At 50.7% G+C, this 25,744-nt stretch carries 22 protein-coding genes and 1 pseudogene; 15 read left to right on the forward strand and 8 right to left on the reverse strand.

Annotated features, from left to right (window positions below; genetic code table 11):
• Window positions 1-5 precede the first annotated feature (5 nt).
• The 10 genes from QU606_RS12285 to QU606_RS12330 all read left to right on the forward strand — a co-directional run bounded on the left by QU606_RS12285 (window position 6) and on the right by QU606_RS12330 (window position 7,547).
• Entirely contained in the window at window positions 6-947 is a 942-nt protein-coding gene (locus tag QU606_RS12285) for an ATPase, T2SS/T4P/T4SS family (RefSeq protein ID WP_008437359.1), read from the forward strand.
• Window positions 937-2,253 carry a shufflon system plasmid conjugative transfer pilus tip adhesin PilV gene (gene pilV / locus QU606_RS12290; protein WP_019818096.1) on the forward strand — a complete coding sequence of 439 codons (1,317 nt, stop codon included), beginning with the start codon at window positions 937-939 and terminating at the stop codon, window positions 2,251-2,253. The genes QU606_RS12285 and pilV overlap by 11 nt, the downstream gene beginning before the upstream one ends.
• The gene (locus tag QU606_RS12295; RefSeq protein WP_124356003.1) at window positions 2,186-2,623 is read left to right on the forward strand and encodes a hypothetical protein; all 438 of its coding nucleotides are present in this window, start codon (window positions 2,186-2,188) and stop codon (window positions 2,621-2,623) included. Before pilV ends, QU606_RS12295 begins: the two co-directional genes overlap by 68 nt.
• A 57-nt stretch (window positions 2,624-2,680) precedes the next feature.
• The gene (gene pilM / locus QU606_RS12300; protein ID WP_019818097.1) at window positions 2,681-3,121 is read left to right on the forward strand and encodes a type IV pilus biogenesis protein PilM; all 441 of its coding nucleotides are present in this window, start codon (window positions 2,681-2,683) and stop codon (window positions 3,119-3,121) included.
• A 1,535-nt stretch (window positions 3,122-4,656) separates the two neighbouring features.
• A complete protein-coding gene (locus tag QU606_RS12305; RefSeq protein ID WP_008437363.1) occupies window positions 4,657-4,908 on the forward strand; it encodes a hypothetical protein in 252 nt (83 codons plus the stop codon).
• A gap of 95 nt (window positions 4,909-5,003) precedes the next feature.
• On the forward strand, window positions 5,004-5,540 hold the full coding sequence (locus QU606_RS12310) for an STY4534 family ICE replication protein (protein ID WP_103451914.1): 537 nt from the start codon (window positions 5,004-5,006) through the stop codon (window positions 5,538-5,540).
• 108 nt (window positions 5,541-5,648) lie between these two features.
• Window positions 5,649-6,146: a hypothetical protein gene (locus QU606_RS32905; RefSeq protein WP_019818100.1), complete on the forward strand. Its 498-nt coding sequence runs from the start codon at window positions 5,649-5,651 to the stop codon at window positions 6,144-6,146.
• Between the two features lie 74 nt (window positions 6,147-6,220).
• Window positions 6,221-6,556 (forward strand): hypothetical protein, encoded by a 336-nt coding sequence (locus tag QU606_RS12320; protein ID WP_019818101.1) that lies wholly within the window; start codon window positions 6,221-6,223, stop codon window positions 6,554-6,556.
• A gap of 77 nt (window positions 6,557-6,633) precedes the next feature.
• Entirely contained in the window at window positions 6,634-7,239 is a 606-nt protein-coding gene (locus QU606_RS12325; RefSeq protein ID WP_019818102.1) for a DUF3275 family protein, read from the forward strand.
• Window positions 7,240-7,322: 83 nt separating this feature from the next.
• The gene (locus tag QU606_RS12330; protein WP_019818103.1) at window positions 7,323-7,547 is read left to right on the forward strand and encodes a hypothetical protein; all 225 of its coding nucleotides are present in this window, start codon (window positions 7,323-7,325) and stop codon (window positions 7,545-7,547) included.
• A 485-nt stretch (window positions 7,548-8,032) separates the two neighbouring features.
• Here the strand turns inward: QU606_RS12330 and QU606_RS12335 are convergent, their stop codons facing one another.
• Window positions 8,033-8,773 (reverse strand): NADPH-dependent F420 reductase, encoded by a 741-nt coding sequence (locus QU606_RS12335; RefSeq protein ID WP_073845723.1) that lies wholly within the window; start codon window positions 8,771-8,773, stop codon window positions 8,033-8,035.
• 848 nt (window positions 8,774-9,621) lie between these two features.
• Here QU606_RS12335 and QU606_RS12340 point away from each other — a divergent pair.
• The 4 genes and pseudogenes from QU606_RS12340 to QU606_RS12355 all read left to right on the forward strand — a co-directional run bounded on the left by QU606_RS12340 (window position 9,622) and on the right by QU606_RS12355 (window position 13,907).
• Window positions 9,622-10,528: pseudogene (locus tag QU606_RS12340) on the forward strand (cation diffusion facilitator family transporter).
• Between the two features lie 486 nt (window positions 10,529-11,014).
• On the forward strand, window positions 11,015-11,689 hold the full coding sequence (locus QU606_RS12345) for a heavy metal response regulator transcription factor (RefSeq protein ID WP_019818106.1): 675 nt from the start codon (window positions 11,015-11,017) through the stop codon (window positions 11,687-11,689).
• Entirely contained in the window at window positions 11,686-13,101 is a 1,416-nt protein-coding gene (locus QU606_RS12350; protein WP_019818107.1) for a heavy metal sensor histidine kinase, read from the forward strand. Before QU606_RS12345 ends, QU606_RS12350 begins: the two co-directional genes overlap by 4 nt.
• Window positions 13,102-13,676: 575 nt before the next feature.
• A complete protein-coding gene (locus QU606_RS12355) occupies window positions 13,677-13,907 on the forward strand; it encodes a hypothetical protein (protein WP_019818108.1) in 231 nt (76 codons plus the stop codon).
• Window positions 13,908-14,094: 187 nt separating this feature from the next.
• On the opposite strand, the gene QU606_RS12360 is transcribed toward QU606_RS12355, so the two are convergent.
• The 7 genes from QU606_RS12360 to QU606_RS12390 form a co-directional block, all read right to left on the reverse strand.
• Window positions 14,095-15,534: a glycosyltransferase family 39 protein gene (locus tag QU606_RS12360; RefSeq protein WP_019818109.1), complete on the reverse strand. Its 1,440-nt coding sequence runs from the start codon at window positions 15,532-15,534 to the stop codon at window positions 14,095-14,097.
• Window positions 15,528-16,511 carry a glycosyltransferase family 2 protein gene (locus QU606_RS12365; protein ID WP_024073373.1) on the reverse strand — a complete coding sequence of 328 codons (984 nt, stop codon included), beginning with the start codon at window positions 16,509-16,511 and terminating at the stop codon, window positions 15,528-15,530. Before QU606_RS12365 ends, QU606_RS12360 begins: the two co-directional genes overlap by 7 nt.
• Window positions 16,477-16,896 carry a GtrA family protein gene (locus QU606_RS12370; protein ID WP_024073372.1) on the reverse strand — a complete coding sequence of 140 codons (420 nt, stop codon included), beginning with the start codon at window positions 16,894-16,896 and terminating at the stop codon, window positions 16,477-16,479. The genes QU606_RS12365 and QU606_RS12370 overlap by 35 nt, the downstream gene beginning before the upstream one ends.
• 789 nt (window positions 16,897-17,685) lie before the next feature.
• Window positions 17,686-18,012, reverse strand: coding sequence for a DUF2790 domain-containing protein (locus QU606_RS12375; protein ID WP_019818112.1), 327 nt, complete (start codon window positions 18,010-18,012; stop codon window positions 17,686-17,688).
• Between the two features lie 149 nt (window positions 18,013-18,161).
• Window positions 18,162-21,314, reverse strand: a complete 3,153-nt coding sequence (locus QU606_RS12380) for a CusA/CzcA family heavy metal efflux RND transporter (RefSeq protein WP_024073371.1) — start codon at window positions 21,312-21,314, stop codon at window positions 18,162-18,164.
• A gap of 24 nt (window positions 21,315-21,338) precedes the next feature.
• Window positions 21,339-22,583 carry an efflux RND transporter periplasmic adaptor subunit gene (locus QU606_RS12385; RefSeq protein WP_024073370.1) on the reverse strand — a complete coding sequence of 415 codons (1,245 nt, stop codon included), beginning with the start codon at window positions 22,581-22,583 and terminating at the stop codon, window positions 21,339-21,341.
• A gap of 67 nt (window positions 22,584-22,650) precedes the next feature.
• Window positions 22,651-23,922, reverse strand: a complete 1,272-nt coding sequence (locus tag QU606_RS12390; protein ID WP_131672237.1) for a TolC family protein — start codon at window positions 23,920-23,922, stop codon at window positions 22,651-22,653.
• A 392-nt stretch (window positions 23,923-24,314) separates the two neighbouring features.
• Between QU606_RS12390 and QU606_RS12395 the strand changes: the two genes are divergently transcribed.
• The gene (locus tag QU606_RS12395; RefSeq protein ID WP_024073368.1) at window positions 24,315-25,658 is read left to right on the forward strand and encodes an OprD family porin; all 1,344 of its coding nucleotides are present in this window, start codon (window positions 24,315-24,317) and stop codon (window positions 25,656-25,658) included.
• Window positions 25,659-25,744 lie beyond the last annotated feature (86 nt).

The following is a 25,744-nucleotide window of genomic DNA, read 5'->3' on the forward strand; positions in this document are numbered from 1 at the left end:
TCAGTGTGAGCGTGATCTCTGATGCTGAATTCGTCGACCTGTACCTCGGCGATGGATTTGCCGACGCCAAAGGTCTCCCTGGGCAGGCACGAAGGGTTGAAGCGCCCGCCGAATGGCGGGCAGACCTTGAGCGCTTACGGGCGCAGTGCGAGGAAAAGCACAAGGCAACCCAGGATCCAGAGTTCGCCCTAATTGAAGATGGCGTCGTCCTTCGTGTAACCCAGTTGCTGGATTTGAATGGCAAGCCTGTGTTTGTCGTAAGCAAATCCTCAGTCCAGATCCGTCCATTGGACATGCTGGGTCTGCCCGACTATCTGCAGGACGCGCTGATGAGCGACACGGTACGCGGCCTGATATTTATTTGTGGGGAAATGGGCACAGGGAAAACCTCAAGTGCTGCATCACTGGTGAAAGCACGTCTCGAGGCCTGGGGAGGCATTTGTGTGGCTGTAGAGGATCCTCCAGAACCATTTTTGAATGGCAGGCATGGGAGTGGGCGCTGCATTCAAGTTCCGGTCTCTCGCCGGATGGGGGGATACGAGGAAGCTTTGATCCTAGCGCTGCGCACAAGAGCCGATTTCCTGTTCGTGGGAGAAATTCGCGACAGCTCGACAGCAGCACAAGTAATTCAAGCCTCGATCAATGGCCATCTCATTATCAGCACAGGTCATGCCGGCAGCGTTACTCAAGGCATTGAACGTATATCAGCCCTGGCTCAGCCGTTACTCAATAACGCCCGAGAGCTGCTCTCCAAGGGGTTGGTGGCTGTTCTTCACCAGTCCTTATCAAGTGGCAACGAAGGAAGTCGTCGATTAACCCTGCAGAGCCTGCTTTTCACAGGCGATGACGGACCGGGCATCCGAGAGAAAGTCCATGCAGGAAAGATCACGATGCTCGATCACGACATCGCTCACCAATCATCAAGGAGTCTCTGGAATGACCAGTAGGATCAAGCAGCGGGGGTTCTTGAGCTTGGACATGGCGATCGGATTGGCCGTTTTCTCCGTTGTCGTCACTTTGGCGATCGCATGGCAAATCAAGCAGATGGATTCTCAGGACTATCGAATTGCGGCTGATCAACAGAGAACCATTTCAGAGGCATTGGCCAAATATCTGAAGGATAACTACAGCGTGGTGCTGGCCAACGCGGCAGCAACCGTACCGGTGCAAATAACCGTTCCGATGCTCGTCAACACCAACTACCTTCCTGCAGGTTATAGCCCCACTAACGCCTTTGGGCAGACCATTGTCGGCCTCGCCCGGAAACCCAACGCCAATCAACTGGAAGTGATTGTGGTTACTACAGGTGGGCAGACGATTCCTGAAATGGGTATTCGAACCATCGCTGAAAATCTCGGAGGACCTGGTGGGTTCATCTCTTCTGCCAATCCGAACATCGTCCAGGGCGTGCGGGGTGGATGGCAGGTAGCACTAAGTAACTATGCTATAGCTCCTGGCCCAGGACATACAGCTAGCGCACTTTTTCTTATGGATGGAGCGTTGGCTAATGACTATCTATATCGAAACGCAGTGCCCAATCATCCAGAATTCAACACGATGAATACTGATATCACGATGGGCAACCACAATATTAACAACGCAGGAAGTATCACAGCGTCAGGCAACATAACAGCTAACGCCGACATTACAGCTCGAAACGTTATCGCCACAGCCAATGTTAATGCCGCTACTGCAACCATTACCGGTGATACCAGCACAGGTGGTTGGTTCAGAACACGTGGTGACACAGGCTGGTACAGCGAAAAATGGGGAGGCGGGATTTATCAAAATAGCCCCAACTGGGTCCAAGTTTATAACGACAAAAACTTTTCAACCGGAGGTGAACTATGGGGTGGAAAGATAACCTCGACGGGCAAGATAACGGCCTATGATCGCATTCAGACAAATGAATATTTGTCCCTGGGAGGCATAGCTACCGAGGGGCAACAGTGCAGTGACCGAACCCTTCTTGCAAAAAGCGCCGCGGGAATAACGTTGTCCTGCGAACAAGGCTTATGGAAAAGACCAGGTGGGTGGGAATTCCAGCTGATCCAGGGCACCTGCCAGGCGCCTGCCAGAGGAAGTGTGACCTGCTCCCTTGGCGACACTACATGGAAGTCATGCTCTTTAACTGGCGCTTTTGGCATCGGGGATAGTGAGACTGGGTACATCTTCAGAAATGCAAGTGGATGGTTTCTCTCCACATCTCGACTTTCCTGGCCAGGTCTTTTCTATTGGAGCTGCTTCAAATAAAGCATCCATTTATAAAATTTCAAAAACGTTTTATAGTATGTTTATGGGGATTATTGCAGTGCAGACGCTTGAGAATAACGTTGAGTATAGTGCTGGAGAATTACAGACCTGGCTAAGCACCCGAAGCAGGATATGCTCAACTGTGCTATGGCGTCGCGCACTAGAAGAAAAAGAGGCATTCGAGGTCGGCGAGTTCACTTACAAGTTACAACCAACGGCCTCTGGTCGTTATTTAGTAAAAAAGATCGCCACTATGGAATTAATCAATCCACAACGCAAACCAATGAGCATCAAGCGAGCCGCAAAGTGGACTGTCATTGCGCTTGGCCTAGTAGGAATTTGCTTAACATTGATTATCCTCACGAAATAGTTTTGTTATTGACGCGTAGGTGGTAACAACCACCATTTTGTGGATGGAGCTCATATCATGACAATGCAATGGCTCGTTTTGATGATTGTGCTCATTGCCTCCAGCATTTTCATGGAGAACCAACATCAGGACCAACGTACATCCGACTACGCTACCCTCGACTCACTGGGTCGCGGCTTTCTGGTGTACCGATCTGCCGCTACCGAATATGCCCAGGCCAACCCGGGCTTCAGCGGAGTACCGAGCGATTCTGCGCTCAACCTACCTGGGTGGTTTGTGAAACCTGTGGGCGTAGGTTCTTACATCTCATCAGGAACGGCCTATACTTATTTTGATGGGGTTGCACCGTCAGGCTTGCCTTCTGTGCTGGTAGACCTGACAAAGACAACTACCGTTGGTTTAAAGCGTTCAGGAATGCTGATTTCACAGATAACTGGGGCGACCGGTATAGCAATTCCGTCCCCTGTTCCCGAAGGTGCGGTCGTCGCAGTCAATTAGTCTGAGTCGACCGACTTTGAAAGGCGCCGGGTTGCATAAGCTCCGGCCTATCAACATAATGATCACAACAACGTTTCCACCCCGTTGGCTACTGGCGGTCATCAGTAGCGCCCGGTGATGCGGCTTGCCTCATCACCAACCCCAAAGCACGCATAGCTCCGGGAAGGGCGTGCGGACCTGGTTCAGAGCTCTCCCTGTGTCTCCCTGTTCAAGCCAGACACGCAGCCGTCTAACTCGTGAATTGCGAGTTCAAAGGCACATAGGGCTCTGTTGAGGTTCGAAGCACCGTAGTCTAAGGGCCACACTGGTGTTGTGGCCCACACTTTTTAAAGCTCACACAATAGGTAGCCTGATCATCTTGCAAAGGATGATCAGGCTACCTATTGGTAGCTGCTTTTCCTTGCCGGTGGCCCGCCGGCGAAACGCAGGGCTCCCTTTGTGCGCGGATGCGTGCCTTATGCTAGCTGGCCTCAGCCACGATAATCGGCCAGGTGTTGGAAGTAAGACGTTCAGATCACAGCCCAGGGATCAACAACGCCTTCATCCCGCACAGGTGGTATTTTTTTCTGAAAGACGCTACTTACTACATCCGAGAGTGACTGTTGACCCAGCTACTCTCGGTAGCTTCTCCTGTCGACCTGAACCTTCTTTGCCCTCCGCGAAATATCCCTCTCCGCTTGACACATCACCATCCCCCCTTCGATGATATGGACGTGCTTTGCTGACGTCGTCAGCATCATGCCCAGGCAGTCAGGATCTTGAAGACTGCGACACGATGTTCGTGTCAGATCCGCCCAAGACCGCTGAGCTTCTGGTAGCGCGGTCGGTCGACAATCGTCGATGGAAGCACCTTATGCAACTCACCTCGCGGGGAATCACTTCCCCAACGGGGTCAGTGGGTTCTCCGCATTCAACCTGCAGGAGAATCACCATGTCCAAACTTGCTTATGGCTTCGGTTTCGCGCTTGGCACCATCACGCGACAGTTTCTGCGTGCGGTAAAGAAAACCAGCGCTGCGCCCACAGCTATCCATACCAAAGCAGCTCCGTTGCTTCCACCGCCCTGCGTACCTGAGGGTCTCGTACGTGAGATGGATCATGTACCGGCAATAACTCGTAAAGGTGTCGACCTGAACCTTTGGTACGCGGCTAACACTCGAGTGGTCGAAAAGCCAGCTCGGAAACCGCGTAAGAAGCCAGCTGCACGCTCGTTGGTGCCAGCAACTTGCTAAGTCTGCGTCCTTCGCCTCTGTAGGGAGCCTTCCCAAAGGGAAGGTTTCCTCAGAGTTTTCACGGTAGGGGCTTGACAAGCGACAATCGTATTTCCATGATCTGCACATGTATCGCTGACGTCGTCAGCAACATGCCCAAGTAGTCTGGATCCGCAAGACTACGATGCGGTTTTCTGCATTGATCCACTCCCAAGATCGCCATAGCTTCCGGTAGCGCGATCAGTCGACTTAGTCGATGGAAGCACCTTTCCCACCCATGACGGGCCTACCCCGTCAGGGCAGGCCTCTCACTTTTGGAGGTCTGATGAAAACTGAACTGGCTCTCTACCAGGCGTTGATTTCGATTAACGTCCCGGAACAGAAGGCAAATGCTGTTATTGAAGCTTTGGAGACCGACATGCTTTCACGTTTGGCTACCAAGGCAGATTTAACTGCTCTTGCTGCAGAGTTCAAATCTGAGATTTCACAGCTTGAAGTCAAGCTCACCATTCGCATGGGCGTCATGTTGTCTGCAGCTGTCGGTGTAATGATTGCTGCAATGAAGCTGATGCATTAAACAACCTTAAGCTCCACCCACCCTCGCGGGGAATACTTTCCCCCTAGGGCGAAGTGTTTCTCCGCTTTCTGTTATTTCGAAACTGGAGAATCACCATGAGCACTAATCAATCCAACGAAGCAAAATTCTTCGACCTTCACACCACTGGTATCGGTTATCTCAACCGTATCCGTGAAGTGAAACCTCGCGGCAAAGGTAAGCCATTCATGGCAGTTACCGTTGCGGCTCTGCGCGGCTCGATGGATGATGCCGAGTATTCCTATATCGACTGCAACGTGGTCGGCGCTGAAGCTGAAAAGCTGATTCGTCGCAGCCAAGCAGCCGTTGAAGCCGGAAAGAAGGTCCTTGTGAGCTTCCACATCGGTGATATCTGGACCGACGCATTTACCTACGAGAAAGGCGATAAAAAAGGTCAACCTGGAGCAAGCCTCAAGGGACGCCTGTTGTTTATCGGCTGGATCAAGGTGGATGGCCAAACCGTCTATGAAGCAAAGCCTCGTGAAGTAGAACCAGTTGTTGAAGACGGCGAAGCGGAACCTGAAGCACAGCTCGCAAGCGAAGAAGCATCCGAGCCAGTAGCAGAGGAACAATCCAAGCCAACGCCCGCTAAACAGCAGCGTACGGCATCTTGATTCACTTTGTTGAAAGGCACCCTTCGGGTGCCTTCATTATTATCAAAGTCCGCAGGGAACACCTCCCTTCCGGGCACGGTGATTCTCGTCCGTTGGAGACTCACCTTTATGAACACGTTATTTACGCAATCTCTCGATATACGCGTTGCTTATGCAAAAGCGGAAATCTATGGCGACGAGATTACCCAATATGAGGCTGAGATCGAGGCTCATATTCTGGGTGCCGACGCGTACCGCGCCGGCCAGCCGATCGTACCCGAGCTGTTCAAAACCGTTCCTGCGCTCAGTCGAGCTTGGGGCGAAGGAGTGAACGCGGCCATTAATGGTGGCGGTTGGTCACGCTTTACTGAAGAAGACCAGCAGCAGCTAATAACACCGGAACCATACATTGTGTCGGATTTTGCATACGGGAAACTTGCATTCGCCGAGTGCGGTATCGAGTACCCCCTCCAAATACTGAAGAGCGCTGCGGGCTATTACATTGGTACCGCTGATGAGTTTGAACCGGTATCAAGGGAGTCCGAAGAATACTACCGCAGCGAATATGCCGCGAAACAAGCTTTTGACCTCAACCTCTGGACACAACGCCACGTGTGCTGGTCCTGACATAACCAAAACATACCTAACCGGGAAACCACTTCCCGGACGGGCCGGGTGGTTTCTCACACCTGGAGATAAACATGCAAAGCACCACTAACCTCGTGTCGTCTGACCTGCTCAAGCTCCCGGTCGTTTTAACACCCCGGGCCTGGCAGGAAGCGGTGCATATTGAAAACCCTCAGGATGCAAGTGTTGTCAGTGAGCGACTGGGCGAAGTTGTCCTGGAGGCCTACCGAGAACTGCACTTGCAACCTGACAGCACACAGATCCATTTCGGCCTCTATCGTTTATTGCCTGCCGGCAATAGCACTGATCGAGTCTGGCTGGACCTAAAACTTGACCGTATAGAATCACCGCCAGGCGTTTTCTATCTGTACATCTCACTCAAGGAAGAAACTCATACTTCTTGCCCGTAATCCTTCGACAATCACAGCACTGCCCAAAGCCCGACACCTGTCGGGCTTTTTTCATTCGTAGCAGTGTGGAGCTGCCCATGATCAACATCCCCGGCCAACTGGCCATCCGTACCATCAGCGGCCGTAATGGCGAATTCAACGTCGGACGGCTTTCGACCTCTATCGGTGAGTTCGTGATCAAAGACGCACTCCTCGATCAGTACGATGAAGGCAAATACCGAGGCGACTTTCTGATAACGGAGATCCGTCCTTCGTATTACTCCACAGCAGGCCGCCTGATCGTTGAGATCCGTGCAAGGCTGGAAAGCATGAGCCTCGACGACGTCGACAATCTGACACCAGAAGACGCCGCCAGGCTCTCGCCAAACGAGCCTGACCCTATGGATGAAGAGTCTTCTTCCAACCTCTCCAAGCCTGTGCAGCGTAATAATCCGCCCGCCCTACCGGCCACCAATAAACAGGTATCAAAAGAGGATGCCCCGTTCGGGATGACCCCGACCGGCGCAACCAACGACCTCGAGGCAGATGCCGAGTTGTTCGGCACAATCTGGCCTCTAAGCTATACAGTCAGGCTGGACACAACTGTTGATCGTCAGCAACTACGCCAACAGTGCAGTCGGCTCTCGGAGCTCGGCTATTTACACAACTTCAAACTGCAGGTATGGAATATCTCCAATACCTAACGATGCCGGCGATACGCCAAGCCAATCGGCACATTCATGAGAGGCTCCCTCCTGGGCGCTCCTCGACTCAACAGGAGCAGCACATGAATCTAATCTTCAATAACCTGACCCAACAAATCCTTGAAAACATCGAAGATCAGCTCGCCAATAACGAGGTATCGACGAATGAGGAGCTTTGGGACTTCTTCGTAGAGGAGCTCGAAATGACGGCAGAACAAGCCGATGGCGCCGTTGCCCTTCGCCCCAAATACCTGGGGCAAATCTTTCTCACTGGGCACAGCCCACTATTTCAAAACGAGACGGTCTAGTTTGGCGCGGGGAGTCAGATCGATCTGGAGGGCATCACCATCAGGCTTTGTGTTAACGACAGAAAAGCCCTCCCAAAAAGGAAGAAAAGTATAATATCGCACATAAGAACGCCGGTTTGTTAGATGTGTTTGCTCGCACGAACATCATCAATCAAATCGGCGTTCTTGTTTCTGTGTTGCCCGGAATTCCTTGAAGGTAAGCGTCCGGTAAACACGCCTTCCTGACGCCAACGCCTTAATAGTTGAGATCGGTAGTAGACCACGCCGCACGCTTGCGACGCTTTAGCTGGCGCTGAGATTGAGCGGATGCTTGAACAACGTGACGTGGCCTAGGCCGCGATACAGGACAGGTTAGGAAATTCGCGGCCTCATCCAGACGCTGAGTTAGGCACGCGTCTGCAGTGCCCTGTTTACGTAAAGAGATGAGTTTAGCGACTAGATCAATTAGGCGAAATTCTAGCAAAGAATCCCGCCTAATCCGGTAGTCAGGCCGTCCTAGCGCGATTTGTGGCAACAATTTGCTCATCTGTAAACTGACTGCCGGGAACCATAAATTTTGCGATAAGTGCGTCTCGGTTTTGAGGTGCCCGTACCTTGTCTGCCGCCTCCAGCGCCATCTTCAGCTCCGGCAATGTTAGCTCGGTGCAGTAGGCTGGTGTTCCTGGTTGCTGACGCCACGAATCTTCAAGGCTACCAGCGGCAAGCGCGATAAAGCCCGTATCCTCAACGAGATCCTGCGCGACGGCCTCTGCATGAGTGTCATCCCCTGCTACATGTAAGCCAATGCGTGTCGAAGATCCAGTTGGTTGCCGATTGTCGGCAAGAGTCGCTGCAAGGACGGCGTTCCAAGCCTTAATGACCGGGCGGCTAAACTGCTCGCTTACCCAAACGTTCACGGGCTTGCCGTCGTCAACTTCTATGATTGCCCCGTCGCGTCCCGGATAGTAATTGGACGTGTCAATGACAACGACTTTCTCGGGGACATTCTTTAACGTCTGTTTGAGATCTGGATATTTTGGGAAGGGTATCGAGAGGATCACAACGCCTACCTCGGACACTGCCTCTTCCTTGGTCACAGCGTGTGCGCCGATTTCACTGACCAGGTTTTGAAGGCTTTCGGGGCCTTTCGAATTTGCCAGCTTAACTTCATGGCCGCACGCGACGAGCTTGCGGGCAAGGGTAGCCCCAATATTGCCGGCGCCGCTAACTCCGATTTTCACTTCAATAACCTCCTCACCCACAACCAATATTCAAGTTGCTACCTGGCTAGGTGTGCGAATGAATCAAGCGTGTCGCAAAGCCGCTGCGATCTGGGGTGAGCACGCATGTCGCTTGACTCAGGTAAATACGACTCTTCAAGAATGAAAGGTTACGCTGTCGGTAATCGGCACACGATGCCAGCGTCTAGCGGCATCCAAATTACCGCCATTCGCCCCTTTTGGGTCGGTAGCGACGACCACTTTCGACAATCGGTGTTAATGGTTAAGCCTCAGTCCGTTCCGCATCTCAACGGTGTCATCGACCTAACCCCTCACATCGAACGGCACTCTCGAGCTCCGTATCGCCGAGCATCATTTCAAAACCCGCGGTTTCTTCCTTACGAGATAGTTCAGTGATTAAGGAATCAGAATTTGCGATGAAAATATTGACCGCGGCCGGCGTTAAAAAACTAGGTAATTATGTTACTCAGCAGCGTTGCGAGGAGTTTGAGGTAATTTCGTGTCTGTGCTTAGCGACACCGCTACGTAGCGTAAATTTTTAGCTAGCCGTATTATTTTTGACGACGGATAACGAGATAGCTACAGCAGAATTACAATTCTGACACAATCCCAGCGGAACCTTCTTTTTTTGAGCCGTGTCAAAGTAGGCTGTTGACTAGCACCGTATCGCCGGCTAGAGGAGACGCAGGTCTGCAAAAAATCGCATACCAACAACATACTTTCATCCTAAACTACAATTAGTTTAAATGAGTTTTATTAGCCGTTCTGAAAGGTAGGATCCATATTTGTGTTTTTGTTTGTAGCGATGAGAATCTAGATTGAAGCCAACCACTACATTAGGCAAGGAGAAGCATGTGGGATCCAATCACGCTCATGGCGGTGCCGCTCTACGTGAAGGACACCAGAAAAAACTACTCATGGCGCTTGCCCTGACTGGTATTTTTATGATTGCGGAGGTTATCGGAGCATGCGTTACCGGCAGCCTAGCCCTGCTGTCTGATGCATCACATATGCTCACAGATACTGCTGCTCTGGCAATTTCACTGATTGCTCTCCAAATAGCCAAGCGGCCAGCGGACCAGAAACGGACTTTTGGATATGCTCGCATAGAGATCCTAGCCTCAACGTTCAATGCCTTATTACTCTTTATGGTCGCTGCCTACATTTTGTACGAGGCGTATCAGCGCTTGCTAGTACCGTCGGAGATTGCTACCGGTGCGATGATGTGGATCGCAATTGGGGGTCTTTTTGTGAACCTGATATCGATGCGTCTGCTCTCCTCTGCCAGCAGTGAAAGTCTGAATCTCAAGGGAGCCTATCTTGAAGTCTGGAGCGACATGCTTGGTTCATTGGGCGTGATCATAGCGGCACTTGTCATCCGATTTACAGGTTGGAGCTGGGTCGATACGATTGTCGCCGTAGCAATCGGTATATGGGTGTTTCCACGTACTTGGCAGTTGTTGCGCGAAAGCTTGGGGGGTACTTATGGAAGGGGTACCCGACAATCTCAATATTGCGGAAATAGAGTCCCTGATACTTGGAGTAGATGGGGTCATGGAGGTCCATGATCTGCATGTTTGGGCTCTAAGTAGTGGCCGCAATATCCTGACGTCGCACGTAGTCGTGCGAGATTCATTAAATCGAGATGTTATTCTCGCATCAGTCATTGACGCGGTGAGTAAATCGTTCGAAATTCATCACTGCACGATTCAAATGGAGCAAGCAGCCTTTCATGATAATGCTCCGAAGCCTTCACACTAGTCGTTTTTTTGATGACGCTAATTGTTGTATTTGCAGGCAGAAGCCCTAAGAAAAATCGACTTAAGATGCGTTCCCCAAGACTATACGCGCTTTTAAATATGCATTACTGCCACCTCTAAATTTAACGACTAATCGAGTTGACCGGCGGCCAATATTAAAGGAGCCTTCAGGCAGATTCGCCTGCTACGCGCACTGAAGGCATCCGCCAGCTTTGGCCTTAAAAACCTTACCATTGACAGATTCTCGATTATTCCAAACAATCAATTTATCATAACTATCAATAATATTGCGCAAAAATTACAAATTTGCAAAGCTTACGCGCATTTAGCCAATTCGCGCTAGGATCAGTTATTATTGAGTTAATGTAATGCGCATGAAAATAAATAATGAAATTAAACACCAAGCACACAGCAGTACTACCAATCAGCGTATAACCACACTGGCGGCCGATTGGACTATTATTTTACTCACATCCTGAGATAAGTTATGCGCGTTCTAGTTGTGGAAGACGAAACCAAAAACGTAGAATACCTTCAGCAGGGCCTTTCTGAAAGCGGGTACATCGTAAATATAGCAAACAATGGTGTTGATGCCGCTCACTTATTCAATACTAATATTTATTCGTTTCTGCTTCTCGATGTGAACCTCCCTGACATCAATGGCTTGGACCTTTTGGAAGTCATTAGAGAAACCAGCCGGGTCCGCGTCATTATGCTGACTGCCTGGGGACGAACCAACGACAAGCTCAAGGGTTTGGACGGTGGCGCAGATGACTACCTCGTCAAGCCCTTCGAGTTTCCCGAGCTGCTTGCTCGCATGCGCTCGCTGCAAAGACGTGGCGACGAGCTTTTTGAGAAAAACGCGCTGAGAATTTCGGATGTAGAGCTCGACTCTGTGCGCCATCGGGTGTTCCGTGGATCTACACGCATAGACCTCAACACCAAGAAATTTGCTCTCCTGCACCTTCTCATTAGTCGAGCTGGCAAAGCACTTACACGCTCTCAGAGCATCTGGCTGATATGGGACATGAACTTTGACTGCGATAATAACGTTATTGACGTCTCTATCCGGCGATTACGCTCGAAGATCGATGATCCATTTGAGACCAAGCTCATACATAAACTTCGAGGCATAGGGTACGTTCTGGAGGAGCGCGCATGAGGCCGTTCAGTCTGGCTGTGAAGCTGGGATTCAAAGTCGGTTTGATGAGCGCAGCGCTGCTCCTCCTTTTCGCCACCTTTGGGTATGTGATGGTGAGCCAAGCTCTCGAGAGAAACTCCCGAATGGACCTCGAAGTGAAAATGGCGGGTATGACTCACAACCTATCCGCTATCACTAGTATCGCTGATGTCAATCCAGACGCGCACCAGCTAGTTGACTTGGTCATGGGGCACAATAATCTGTACGTCAGCATCTTTGAGTCAGGACAAACGCAAACTCCACTGCTCTCAATAGGTTCGAAGGCAGTCAACCTGGAAGTGCACAAGTTCAAGCCAACCGAGCAGGTTAAACAGCACGAGTGGCGTGACTCCACGGGTCGCCCGCTACTTAGCGCTTCGCGAGTAATGAATCTAGGCGATGGAACCGAAGTTAGTGTGTTCATGACCATGGACCAGTCAGCCAACCAAGCCCTGCTCGATGCATTGCTAACCTGGGCGCTGATGGTCTCGCCTCTTATTCTCTTGCTGATCTTGGCCATTGGATGGTGGACTGTGCGCAGAGGACTACTGCCTCTGACCAAGTTCTTGAGGATTGCCTCGAAAATTTCCACCGAGAGCCTTGATCATCGCCTACCAACGAAGGGGATGCCGGCAGAACTGAAGAAGCTCGGCGATGGAATCAATATCATGCTGATGCGTCTAGATGATGGGGTTCAGCAGCTATCGCAGTTCTCGGACGATCTTGCTCACGAACTGCGTGCACCTTTGTCCAATCTCATGGGTAAGGCTCAGGTTGCGCTGACCCGGGAAAGGTCTCTTCCTGAGTACCGAGAAGTCTTGGAGTCGTGCACGGAAGAGTTGGACCGCATGAGTCGAATGGTTTCCGACATGCTATTTCTAGCCCAGGTCAGCCACCCCGCGTCAATGGTAGAATTCGAAAATGTCTGTTTGCTCGACGAAATTCAGCGGGTCTGCGACCTCTTCAGCATTACGGCCGAAGAAGGCGAAATACAACTCCAGCTCACAGGAAATGGCGTGGTGCGTGGCAATCAGATAATGATTCAACGAGCCATCTCGAACCTTGTCTCGAACGCGATTCGCTACTGCCCAAGAGGCCGGACGGTTTACGTGAAAGTTCAACGCGGTGCTAACGGAACTACCTTGAGTGTTGGTAACCCGGGGCGCGGAATCGCCAAGGAACACCAGGTGCATTTGTTCGAGCGGTTCTACCGTGTAGACAAAAGCCGAGCACGAAATGAAGGTGGTACGGGTCTGGGCCTAGCTATAGTACAGTCAATTATGGGATTGCATCAGGGTTCTGCGAGCGTAGAAGTGACTGATCAGAATTTTACCTGGTTTCACCTCAACTTTCCCGACACCCAAATGAAGCAAACGCAAATGGGCGCAGCCTAGGTCCCGTATATGGAGGGGGCCGATTTTAGAAGAGCTCTCTTTTTTACTTGAAAGCTTTAATGCCTGAGGGCTGCCGTATTGTTTTGGTCTTTAGCTCGACGTCTAGAGGGGAAGGCAGCCCTACCCGAAAATATGGCGAGCAGCCACATATAACGCGACCTTATCGGCACACATCGGAAGAGGTGAACCACAGACGGAGTCAAAAAAATTCGACAGCCAGTTTGACTAACCGCCAACGGCGCCGCATTTGAGATGCCAGCTAATCTAGCCGTTAGCTTCGATGCGTAAACAAAAATATCCAATCGCTGCTACACAGTCTTTAGATCGTTTATGGCTAGCTTCCACTAGTGGCAAAAAATCCAAAAACATCAATGGCTTAGATATCACATTAAAGGTTATGAAAGAAAAATAGCCTGCTTCGGAGCTTTCACAAACACAAAATTTATACCGTTTCACCAAACGCATAAATTACGAAATTGTAATGATTCCCTCACCCTGCTGTTAGCTTCAAAATCCTAAACTATCAAACCACAAAGGCTGCTAGTTAAGCAGACCTAGTAAACATCGAGGGCACAATGAAATTCATAAAACTCCTCTCTATTGGTATCGTACTGACTGGATTTATGAGTTCCGCTTTTGCTGAAGACGGTTTCGAGCGAACCAAAAATTTCAAAGATAACTTCCGAGCCGAGCAAGCTCGTCTATGGGGTCCTGATGTATCGGAGAAAAGTAAGCAGAAAATTGCTCAAGAAAAACAGAAAGAACCTAAGGGCATTAGCAGCAAGTCGACAACTAAGAGACAGTAAAAAACAATTAACACGATCAAAGCCATCGACAAAAAGCCAGATTAATATCTGGCTTTTTAGCAACCTCTCCCTAATTGTACTTATTAAATAATTTTTCAGCATCAAAGATAAATCCTGAGATGGATTATTCACTTTAAACTGAAAAGCAGCTAGAAATTTAAATACTCTCTTCGCCGGGCTCTTACTTTCAACGGGAGCCAGTAGCACTATCTCCTAGAATATTTTCACCATCCTGTGCAGTGTCCTTCCAGCGGCATAGAAGCAGTTGGCTCGCGTTCGTTTCAGTGATTATTTTGCAACCAACGTCTACAGGTAGATCAGAATCGCTGTCGCGCAAACGCCTGGAAAGGTAGAACGATCTGTCGCGAGGCCACTTGTCAGGATCTTTGATGCTTTTGGACATTCCCCGGCTATAAAACTCCGACGAATACGAGCGGCGGCCAGGATAAATCAGGGGGCCCGATTGAGACGACTGCACATCCAGCCAGGCCTGCACTAAATCTCGCTGGTTCTGAGGACGATCCTCAAGCACACCGTTATAGATAATACCGGCGCCCGCGACTGGCAGCATCAGAGCGCTCGCTGCAGCAGCCCAAGCAGTCTTTCTGCCCACTTCGCTGATACATTCGGCAAGGAGTAGCGTCCATGCAGGCAGAGCAGGAAGAAGATAGGTCCAGAGAATGTTACCAGAGAAAGTAAAGAAAACAGGTGTCGCCAATGCCCAAAGCCAAAGGTATACATCGAAGCGCTGCATCGTCCCACGCCTGCTAATAACGAGGGGTAGAAAGAAAGTCCAAGGAAGCAACGCTAAGCCAAGCTGAATCCATATGGTGCCGTAGGGCTTGGCGTGAGCACTCCCGTAGAGATCCCCGGCCCAATCACTTACAACATATCGGCTCCAGTGCTCGCCGACAAAAAAATACTCAAGGAAACCCGGCGTCTTCATTTCGGCTGCAATGTACCAAGGCACTGATATACCTAACATGAGAGCAATCCCCGTTACCCAAGGAAGCCTCAATACCCGATTCCATTGCTTGTAGATGACGATCCAAAAAAATGCTGGCGCGCCCATCAGTACCAAGGTCAGTGGCCCTTTAGCAAGCAGGCCCAAGCCGAGAGCTAAGAACATAAGGTAGGCATCCCCTTTGCCTGCGCACTTCATCCAACGCCAGAAACCATAGCTGGCCAACAGGATCGAGAACGATAAAACGGGGTCAGTCAGCACAACACCACTGGACACCAAGCCCAGCGCCGTGCCGGAAAAGATGATGGCTGCCCAAATGCCCGCCTTGCGCGATACCTCCTGTGTCGCGAGCCTGATGATGATGAAGCAGCTTGCCAAGTGGAGAAACCAGGCTGGGAATCGAGCAGCAAACTCATTGGTGCCGAATACCGTCATGCTCGCCGCTTGGGTCCAGAAAGACAGCGGTGGCTTGCCCCAAAATGGAACTCCGTAATCGAACATCGGAGTCACCCAGTCACTCAGTTCAACCATCTTGCGTGCCATTTCAGCGTAGCGTGCTTCAGAGGTATCCATCAGGGGATATACGCCCAGCCCCAGGAGACGCAAAAGCAGAATCGAACTCAGGATGAACCACAATGTTCGCTCGCTTTTCAAATTCAGCATTTCTTACCCTCGAGTGAGGAAGCCGGAGGATGAATAGTCATGGGTCGCGCTTCATTATTACTATTTAGAAAATAAAGGGGGCGGCGTTTGACCTCCGCGAGCGTTACGCCTACGTACTCGCCCACCAGTGCAACACCCACGCACATGAATGAAGCAATTCCGACAAGCAGGTGATGGATGTCAAAGGAGCCTGCTACCAGTACTGCGAGCAGGTAGCAGATGCTGGAGACAAAGAAACTGAAGCTAATGAGACTGAATATACGAAGCGGCTTGCGGGAGAAGCTGAGAATACTTTCGATGGCTAGGTCCAGCAGGCTAGCGGCGTTCCACTTGGTATTGCCGGCATGACGGGAAGTGCGATTGTAGGGTAACTCAATGGTGCGAAAGCCTACCCAGCCGATCAAACCCTTAAGAATTCTGGAGCGTTCGTCCAGCGCTCTTAAGGCGGCCAATGGAGCAGGACCAATCAGACGGAAGTCACTGACATCCACCGGAAGATCAACTTTCTCCACCAGGCGCTGCATGATCCAGTAATAGCTACGTGCACTCGTGCGTTTTAGCCAGGAGTCGCCAGTTCGCAAGTCGCGTTGCATGTTCACAACGTCGTAACCCATCTGCCAATGATATACCATACTCGAGATGAGTTCAGGTGGATCCTGAAGGTCGACATCAATGAAGATCAATGCGCTACCGCGTGCATGGTCGATCCCTGCACTTAACGCAGCCTCTTTTCCGAAGTTCCGACTTAGGAACAGGCATCGTACATTTGATCCATCTTGATAGTGTCGAAGTAGGTCTGCAGTTTGATCGCTACTACCATCGTCGACATAGAGAATCTCGCACGAAACAGGCAGGCGCTTTACAACTCTGGTGATGCGCTTGTGAAATTCCGGAATGGTTTGCTCTTCTTGAAAGCAAGGAACCACTATTGTTAACAAGGGGTCAGCGCGTTCGGAAAGCCGATGTGATGTCCGCATGATTGAATGTCCAGAAACGATGCGCAGTGAATCCGAGCGCAGTTAGGGTTAAAGTCACTAAAATCTGAGAGACAAGCGGTGAGAGATTGAATTTAATCAGAACCCACATACCTACACCATTACCGATATTAGTTGCCAACGAGACAAGTACAAACCTGATAGGTTGAAGCTTATAAATTCCCGTCGCCACGAAACTGAGCCTTCTATTACCAATATAGCTAATAATAGCGCCTATCACGCCTCCGCCAACGCTGGCTAACACTGGATCAGTAACTCCATTTACAATAAGCAGGAGAAATACAAAATAGTGCCCCCCGGTTGCTACGAATCCAATGCCTAGATAACGAATAAGCAAAGCTATGATCGACATGCTTGTATTTTCCATCTACAAAGACTAAACAACCCGAAGTGAAAAAAAAGTGAACTGCATGTAATTTCAGAACTAAATGATGCAGCACCTCGACAATAGCTGTGCCACCCAACAAACACCAAAAAACCCTAATAATAAACTGAACAAATAACTCTAGCATGATCCAGAGATTACAATTCTGATAAGAGCATATACATGATGGCACTTTAGATCTTGGACAATTAAGCACTTTCTCAAAACATGAAAACCAGTAACGACACCAATAATTACACCAATTAAGTATCAACTTACCAACCAGTGATCCATTTTCTCACGAGCGCCCATCAGTTTAAACAAGAAGCAACCTGCTAAACGTACGTGTCGTCGAGCTAAGCCCATATATTCAGTGTTTATTTTTGGTTGGGTAGCAAGCTAGTACGACCCAGAACTTGCTGCCACACCATCGACTTTCGTTTTTCGTTCAAAGCCTGAGGACTCACCTAAAGCAATTATCCGGAGTTAAGTCTTTAAGTAAGCCTAAGCCCCGAGCCAATTATAAACTTTCCAATAAACACCCTTATCAAGCCGCACTTCGACTGAGTCAGTGCTCATGCTTTGCCTGGATGTCACAGAAATCAGTTTTTTTCAAAATTCGCTGCTTCTGAGTGCAAATTCGCCGGCCTAAATTTTTTAGCTGGACTTGACTTACTTTTGGGGAGGGGGGCAAGGACTGACAATCTTTGGTTAAAACATGTCAAGGACCATAGAAAACGCCAGGCATCGCCTGGCGTTTTTCTATGGCCTCTAAAAATCCTATCGATGCATTCAATTTTTGTTGTTGACACATTGGGAAAACAAAGAATAACGAATCGTATTAAGCTCACCCCGCGAGTCTTCGTAGGTCATCAACCGTTGATACACCTCGCAAGTACGGGGATCCTGGGACTGACGCACAAATTTTGCAACATCAATCTTCATTCCATACTTGTAGTCCTGAATCTCTGGTATTGGCTTATTATTTTTCGCCGCATAGCTAGCCACGGCGTTCTGATGTTCCTGAATATATTGCAACTGCTTCTTTTCGGAAAACGTAGTAGCTTGTGAAACTATAGGCAAAACAGCTAGGGCTGCCGCAATGATAAGCTTTTTCATAAGGTCCTCTCAATATCAATCTTATTGGGAGTAACCTTATCAACTCACAGGCATCACCGGCATGACGGTAAACTTACAATTTTGAAAGGTGACAACAATATCCAGAATGAAAAGCCCACAACGTTGCTGTGGGCTTCTGTTATGGGCTATCAGCTACCCGCTTCATCACCATCATCATCTTTGCGGTGTGCCCATTGATACAGAGCAGGAAGCACCAACAGAGTAAGCACGGTAGACGAAAGAATCCCGCCAATCACCACTGTCGCCAGTGGCCGCTGAACTTCAGCACCGGTACCTGTTGCGAGAGCCATCGGGATAAATCCGAGGGATGCGACTAGGGCTGTCATCAGAACGGGCCTTAACCGTGTCAACGCGCCTTCATCTACCGCTTGCCGGAGGGTACGTCCTTCCTCCCGCAGCCCGCGGATAAAAGAAATCATAACCAGGCCGTTTAGAACTGCCACACCGGACAGCGCAATGAAGCCAACTCCCGCCGAGATAGACAGCGGGATATCCCGCAACCACAGTGCAACTACACCGCCGGTGAGTGCGAATGGAATTCCGGTGAAGACCAGCATGCCATCCTTCAAGTTGTTGAACATCAGGAACAGCAGTGTCATGACCAGAAGCAATGCGACTGGAACAACGATCTGCAGACGCTTGGCTGCTGATTGCAACTGCTCAAACTGGCCACCCCAGGTAGTCCAGTAGCCTGCTGGGATCTGCACAGTAGCCAGCGACTTAGTCGCTTCTTCAACGAACGAGCCTAGGTCACGGCCTCGAACGTTTGCACTAACTACTACCAGCCGTTTCCCATTTTCGCGGCTGATCTGGTTCGGGCCCAACTGCAAGTCAAGATTAGCGACTTGGGACAGAGGAATGAACCCTATCTGATTAGCATCCTGAGCAACATTAGCAGGCACAGGAATCAGCAAGCTGGACATACCCGCTACGTCAGTGCGCACGGTCTCAGGCAGTCGCACCACCATATCGAACCGACGATCGCCCTCATACAATGTACCTGCCTGGCGGCCACCCACAGCAATAGCAATTGAGTTTTGCACATCCGCGATGTTCAAACCGTAGCGTGCTGCTTTTTCGCGGTCGATGTTGATGGTTAACACAGGAAGGCCGGAAGTCTGCTCAACCTTGACCTCCGATGAGCCCGGTACCGCTTTAAGCGATGCCGCGATTTTGTTGGCGGTGCTGTTGAGCGCGTCCATGTCATCGCCAAAAACTTTCACCGCAACGTCACTACGCACGCCCGAAATCAGCTCGTTGAAACGCAACTGGATCGGCTGGGACAACTCATAGTTGCTTCCCGGGACACCTGCTGCGGCTTTCTGCACCTCAGCGATCAGCTCATCACGAGGCTTATTGGGATTTGGCCACTGATCCTGAGGCTTAAGCATTATGTAGGCGTCAGAGGCGTTAGGCGGCATTGGATCAGATGCGATTTCTGCAGTACCCGAGCGTGCGAACATCCGCTCTACTTCTGGGACCTGCGCTATTACCGCTTTCTCCAGGCGCTGTTGCATCTCGACGGACTGAGTAAGGCTCGTTCCGGGCACTCGCATAGCCTGCATCGCAAAGTCGCCCTCACTAAGGCTGGGAATGAACTCGCTACCCATACGACTTGCAAGTATACCGCTAAGTACGACCAGAGCTACTGCAGCCGAGAACGCAATGTTCCGGTGCCCAAGAACCCATTGCAGTATCGGCTCATAGCGCTGTCGGGCGGTGCGCATTACCACGCCCTCCTCTTCCTTGACCTTGCCAGTGATGAACATGGCGATAGCAGCAGGAACAAAGGTTACGGAAAGAATCATTGCCCCCAGCAGCGCCATTACGACAGTGAATGCCATGGGGTGGAACATTTTTCCTTCGACGCCGGTTAGGGCGAAGATCGGCAGATACACTACCATGATGATCAACTGGCCAAATATCAGTGGCCGGCGAGCTTCACCTGCAGCGGCAAAGACTTCATGGAAGCGTTCTGCTTTGGTGAGTATGCGACCATGCTTGTGTTGCGCATGAGCCAGTCGGCGGATCGCGTTTTCTACTATAACCACGGCACCATCTACAATAATGCCAAAGTCGAGTGCTCCCAAACTCATTAGGTTTGCACTAACCTTGTTGTTGAACATACCTGTGAAGGTAAATAGCATGGACAGCGGGATCACCATTGCGGTGATCAGTGCTGCGCGGATGTTGCCGAGGAACAGGAAGAGAATAGCAATTACCAGAATCGCGCCTTCCACCAAGTTCTTCTTCACCGTCGCAATGGCTTTTTCAACCAAGTTGGTACGGTCATAAACGGTCACAGCAACCACGCCCTTCGGCAGGGTGCGGTTGATGTCGGTCAATTTGGTGGCCACAGCTTGGGACACTGTACGACTATTTTCACCAATCAGCATAAATACGGTACCGAGTACTACTTCGCGACCATTCTCAGTAGCAGCCCCCGTTCGCAGTTCTTTACCGATGCTGACTTCAGCAACGTTGCTGATGCGAATCGGCGTGCCATCTACACTGGTAATTACGATGTTGGCAATATCTTCGATATTGCTTACCTGACCCGGCGCACGAATGAGCAACTGCTCACCATTACGCTCGATGTAACCGGCGCCCACGTTGGCGTTGTTGCTTTCCAATGCAACTACCAGGTCATTAAGTGTCAGCTTGTAGGTAGCCAACCGCTTCGGGTCCGGCGCAATCAGAAACTGCTTGGCGAAGCCACCGATGGTGTTGATCTCGGCAACACCAGGGACGTTGCGCAGCTGCGGCTTGATAATCCAATCCTGGATCACTCGCAGGTCGGTGGGAGTGTAAGGAGTACCATCTTCTTTGAGTGCGCCATCTTCCGCTTCAACGGTCCACAGGAAGATTTCACCAAGCCCGGTGGATACAGGCCCCATGACGGCCTCGACCCCATCTGGCAACTGTTCCTTTGCAACCTGCAAACGCTCGTTAATGAGTTGGCGGGCAAAAAAGATGTCAGTACCGTCTTTGAAGATCACGGTGACCTGTGACAAGCCGGAGCGAGATAGGGATCGGGTTTGCTGAAGGCCCGGAAGACCGGCCATGGCCGTTTCAACTGGAAACGTGATCCGCTGTTCGGTTTCCAACGGCGAGTAACCAGGGGCGCCAGTGTTAATCTGCACCTGGACGTTTGTGATATCAGGCACCGCATCAATGGGCAGTTTTTGGTAGCTGTAGATACCTATACCGGCCATGATTAGAACTGCGATCATTACTACGATGCGCTGCTCAATGGCGAATCTGATGATACGTTCAAACATAAGAAATCATCCTGTAAATTCGCATCAGTGGCCATGCTCGGCAGACGCTTTGCCAAGCTCAGACTTGAGCGTGAAGCTGCCACTGGTTGCCACTTGGGCACCCGATTGGAGGCCTTCGGTTATTTCCACATAGCCACCGGCACGGCGACCTAGAGTTACCCTGCGAGTGTCGAAGCCCTCAGTGGTCCTCACGAAAACTGCAGTTTTTTCCTCGACGGTCTGCACCGCTGACTCTGGAACAGCTACAGCAACTTGATCAGTTTGTGACGTGACTGCGATGCTCACGAACAGCCCCGGTCGCCAGGCCCCATTGGGATTGGTCAGAGTGACACGGACGGGCGCTGCACGATTCTGCTCGCCCAAAAGGCTGCCTACGTAACCCACCTTGCCCTCGACCTCAGCCTTCATGTCAGGAGAAGAAACCTTTACCGAGCGGCCAGTCACGACCTTTCCGAGATCGCCAGGAGGAACCGCGAAAGTTGCCCACACCTGATTAAGATCGGACAGGATGAAAGCATTGGTTGCCTCGCTGACCACCTCACCGACGGTCAGGTGCTTTTCCACTACAACTGCGTCGAAAGGCGCACGCAGTTCATAGCGGTTACCGCCTGCAGAATTGACCGAAGCGCCGATTGCTCCGACCTTTTGCTTAGCGTTGGCCAGTGATATTTCAGCTTCTTGCAAAGCTTGTCGCGCCTGAAGGTAATCTTGCTCGGCGGAGATTTTGTCCTGCCACAACTGCTTCTCGCGGTCAAAAGTCAAGCGTGCCAACTCAACACGTCGCTGTGCAGCTTGTTGCTCACTGCGCATATCCGAGATCTGTTGACTGGCAATCACCGCAAGGACTTGGCCCTTCTTGACCGACTCGCCCAGGTTCGCCTGAACGCTTTCAACAACTCCAGGAACGCGAGGTACCACATGTGCGGTGTGGTCCTCATCAAACCGTATTTCGCCAGGAAAAGTCACAATAGTGCTAATCTCACGGGGAGCAGCTGCTTCCAGAACGACGCCCGCAGCCTCAATCTGCTCGGCGCTAAGCGTCATCTTGCCCTCTTCCTCATTGGCATTTTCGCTGTGGCCTTCCTCACCGTGACCTTCATCCCCCCCGTCTTTAGCAGGTGCTACAGCAGTTCTCTCATGGCCATCTTCAGTGCCATGTTCGGCCTTACTGACTGGAGGCTGCTCGGAACTGGAGTTCCAGGCGAAACTGCCAAATCCGAGGACTGCCACAGCGATTACCGCGAGCGCGATCTTGCGTTTGTTATCCATTGCTACTCCTGCTGATCTTAGGTACCGGCTTATTCAAAGACGCATACAAGGAAAATGCCTGGCCTGTTCAGCGCGTATTGGCAGTCAAGCCGACGTCGCCATACACCCTTTCCACTTGAGCACGCGCATTGGTCGCAGCCGCCAAAGAGTCGAGGTACTGGCCACGAGCAACTATCAAGGTGCGCTGAGCATCCAGCACTTCGATGAAACCGAATTTGCCCATCTCAAATCCACGAGTTGCGGTATCCACGGCCTGTTGAGCTGAAGGCAGGATCGTCTTGTCATAGGACTCGACCTCCTGCATGGCGGTAGCCCACTGATTCACTGCGGTTTGAGTTTCGGAACGTAGCCTGAGCTCAACAGCGTTTCGCTGGTCTCGGGCCTGATCTGCGCGGCGAGAAGCGGAAAGAATGTTGCCCTGATTGCGATCAAACAGCGGTAAAGGCATCGACAGCCCCACGACATTGACCCTCTCGCGAATAGAGCGGTCGTATTGGCTACCAACACTCACGGTGAGATTCGGGATGCGCTGCGCCTTTTCCGCGCCTAGTGAGGCATCGCTCTTATCTATTTGAGCAAGCGCTTGACGCATATCTGCGGTTTGATCGAGCTTCGCCAGTAATTCTGTAGCTTGCGGCGGCTTGCCGGGAGATAGGTCTGGCGAGTCAAGACGATCAAATGCAGTGACCGAACTGCCTATTAACTGGGCCAATTGCTGGTAAGCCGTTGACTTCAAGGTTTCAGCGCGCCTTACCTGTAACTTGGCTTCAGCCAGTTGCACCTGAGCGCGCGTGGCTTCCACCGGCGAGGACTTACCGGCACGCACCCGTCCATCGACGATGCGCAGACCGCGTTCGGTGAGCTCCAATGATTGTTTTGCCAGATTCAAGCCGGTCTGAGCTCTCAAAGCAGCGTAGTAAGATTGAACAACATCTGCACGAAGGCTATTGACTCGACGGTCCAGCTCTAACTGCGCGACGCTTTGACCGTAGGTTGCAACCTCGACACGAGCACGTCGCTTGCCACCCAACTCTAACGGCTGACTAAGCGCGACAGTCGTCGTGCTGGTATTACGACGGGTGTCTTCTACTTGATAAGAAATTTCAGGATTGGGGATGAGTCCAGCCTGCTTGCGCACTCCTTCAGAGATTCCGATCTCTTGACGTGCTGCTGCAAGATCGGGGTTAGCGTCTATTGCCGTCGAAAGCGCTTCAGCCAGACTGAGACTCTGGGCAAATGCGGCAGGCACCCACAATCCAGACAAGACCATACAGAACACAAAGACTTTCAAAGGAAAGATGGGGGTTTTAGATAAAGCAATGTGATTATACCAGGGCACTTTGATAGTCCTCATGCACAAACTTTGATAAAGCTTGGCGAGAACGCCTAAACAGCTGCCAAGCTCCTCTGGATCAGGTGATGGCACTCTAATCAGCGATCACTATCAGAGGGGTGGCTATAAAATTACAATTTCGTTAGAAACCCTGGGGGGATAGTCGAAATAGAAAGCTTTCAGGCGAAACGCAGGGATTTAGTGAAAAAGATTCTGGAAGCCCTGCAACGGTGGAAATACCTGATAACAGAATTGTAATCACCCCGTCACCGACTCGTTATCTTTGATCTGCAAATATGACCCAGGCGCTATTCTAAGTGCTCCACCGGGCCAAAACAACAGACTATACCCGCGTAGGTAAATCATAATAAAAACTGCCGTAATCAAAGGAGCATCGCATGAGACACAAAGTAACTTTGTATTTGGCTGCGGTTTCAGCTTTTTCTGGAAGCTATGCCCTCACGGCACAAGCGGAAGGTAAACCAGAAGGTTTTATTGAAGGTAGCAGCCTTACTGTTCTAAACCGCAACTTCTATTTCAATCGTGATAATCGTGATGCATCTGCGCCGACTTTCAACAGCGGCAAAGGCAATACCAACGGTTATTCCGAAGCTTGGGCACATGCGATAATCACTAAATTCAACTCTGGTTTTACGCAGGGCACTGTGGGCTTTGGTATAGATGCGTTTGCAATGATTGGCATCAAGCTTGATACTGGTGGCGGGCGCAACGGTGGCCGTAGCAGCTTTGACGTGCTGCCTGTTAACGGTGACGGCGAAGCACGTGATGAATACACTAAGGTGGGTGGAGCAGCGAAGTTTCGGCTGTTTGATACTGTCGTAAAGGTTGGAGATGTTTTCCCCGCAACACCCGTCGTGGCATCGGGAGATTCTCGCTTACTCCCTGAAAGTTTCCGCGGCGTGACGGTCGAAAATAGTAGCATTCAAGGCCTAACCTTGCAGGGTGGTCGACTGCATGCGATGAGCCAGCCTGGTTCCAGCAACTTGAACGATAACTTTGCCACATTTTATGCCGGCCCGGTCAACTCGCCTTGGATTGGGTACGGCGGCGGTGATTACCAAGTCAACGACAACATCACGGTGAGCCTTTACGCCAGCCAATTGAAGGATGTTTGGAATCAATACTATGCCGGTAGCAGCCTCACTTACCCACTCAGCGATGATTTGACGCTTATCGGCGGATTCAACTACTACAAAGCTGTAGATGAAGGCAAGAAGCGCCTGGGCGAATTCGACAACAATATATGGAGCGCCAAGCTCGGCGTCCGGTACGGTGCGCATACTCTTGCACTGTCTCATCAGCGAAACAATGGCGATGACGACTTCGACTACCTTCGTCAATCAGACTCAATCTTCGTTGACAACTCAATACAGTACAGCGACTTCAACTCACCGAAGGAACGCTCTTGGATGCTGCGCTACGACTTGAACATGACCAGCTACGGTATTCCGGGGCTATCGTTCATGACTCGTTATGCCAGAGGTTCTGGTGCAGACTATTCGAACGCCAATCAATTCTATATGCGCACTGATGGTAACGGCGATCCGCTCACGAATCAAAAACGTTGGGAGCGTGATATTGAAGTCAAATACGTCGTACAAACAGGTGCGGCGAAAGATCTTTCCTTGCGATTACGTCAAGCAAATACTCGTGCCACTGCATTCGAATCGGACTTGGATGAAGTACGCCTGATCGTTGAATATCCACTTTCGATACTGTGAGCCCTAAACAAGATCGATTTATTCATGTGACTCGCCTAAAACAAAAATAGCGAGCTTAAAGAATTCACCTTGAGTTGCTTAAATGC

Origin of the sequence: Pseudomonas sp. OVF7 (assembly GCF_030644265.1) — a bacterium.
Lineage (GTDB): Bacteria > Pseudomonadota > Gammaproteobacteria > Pseudomonadales > Pseudomonadaceae > Aquipseudomonas > Aquipseudomonas gorinensis.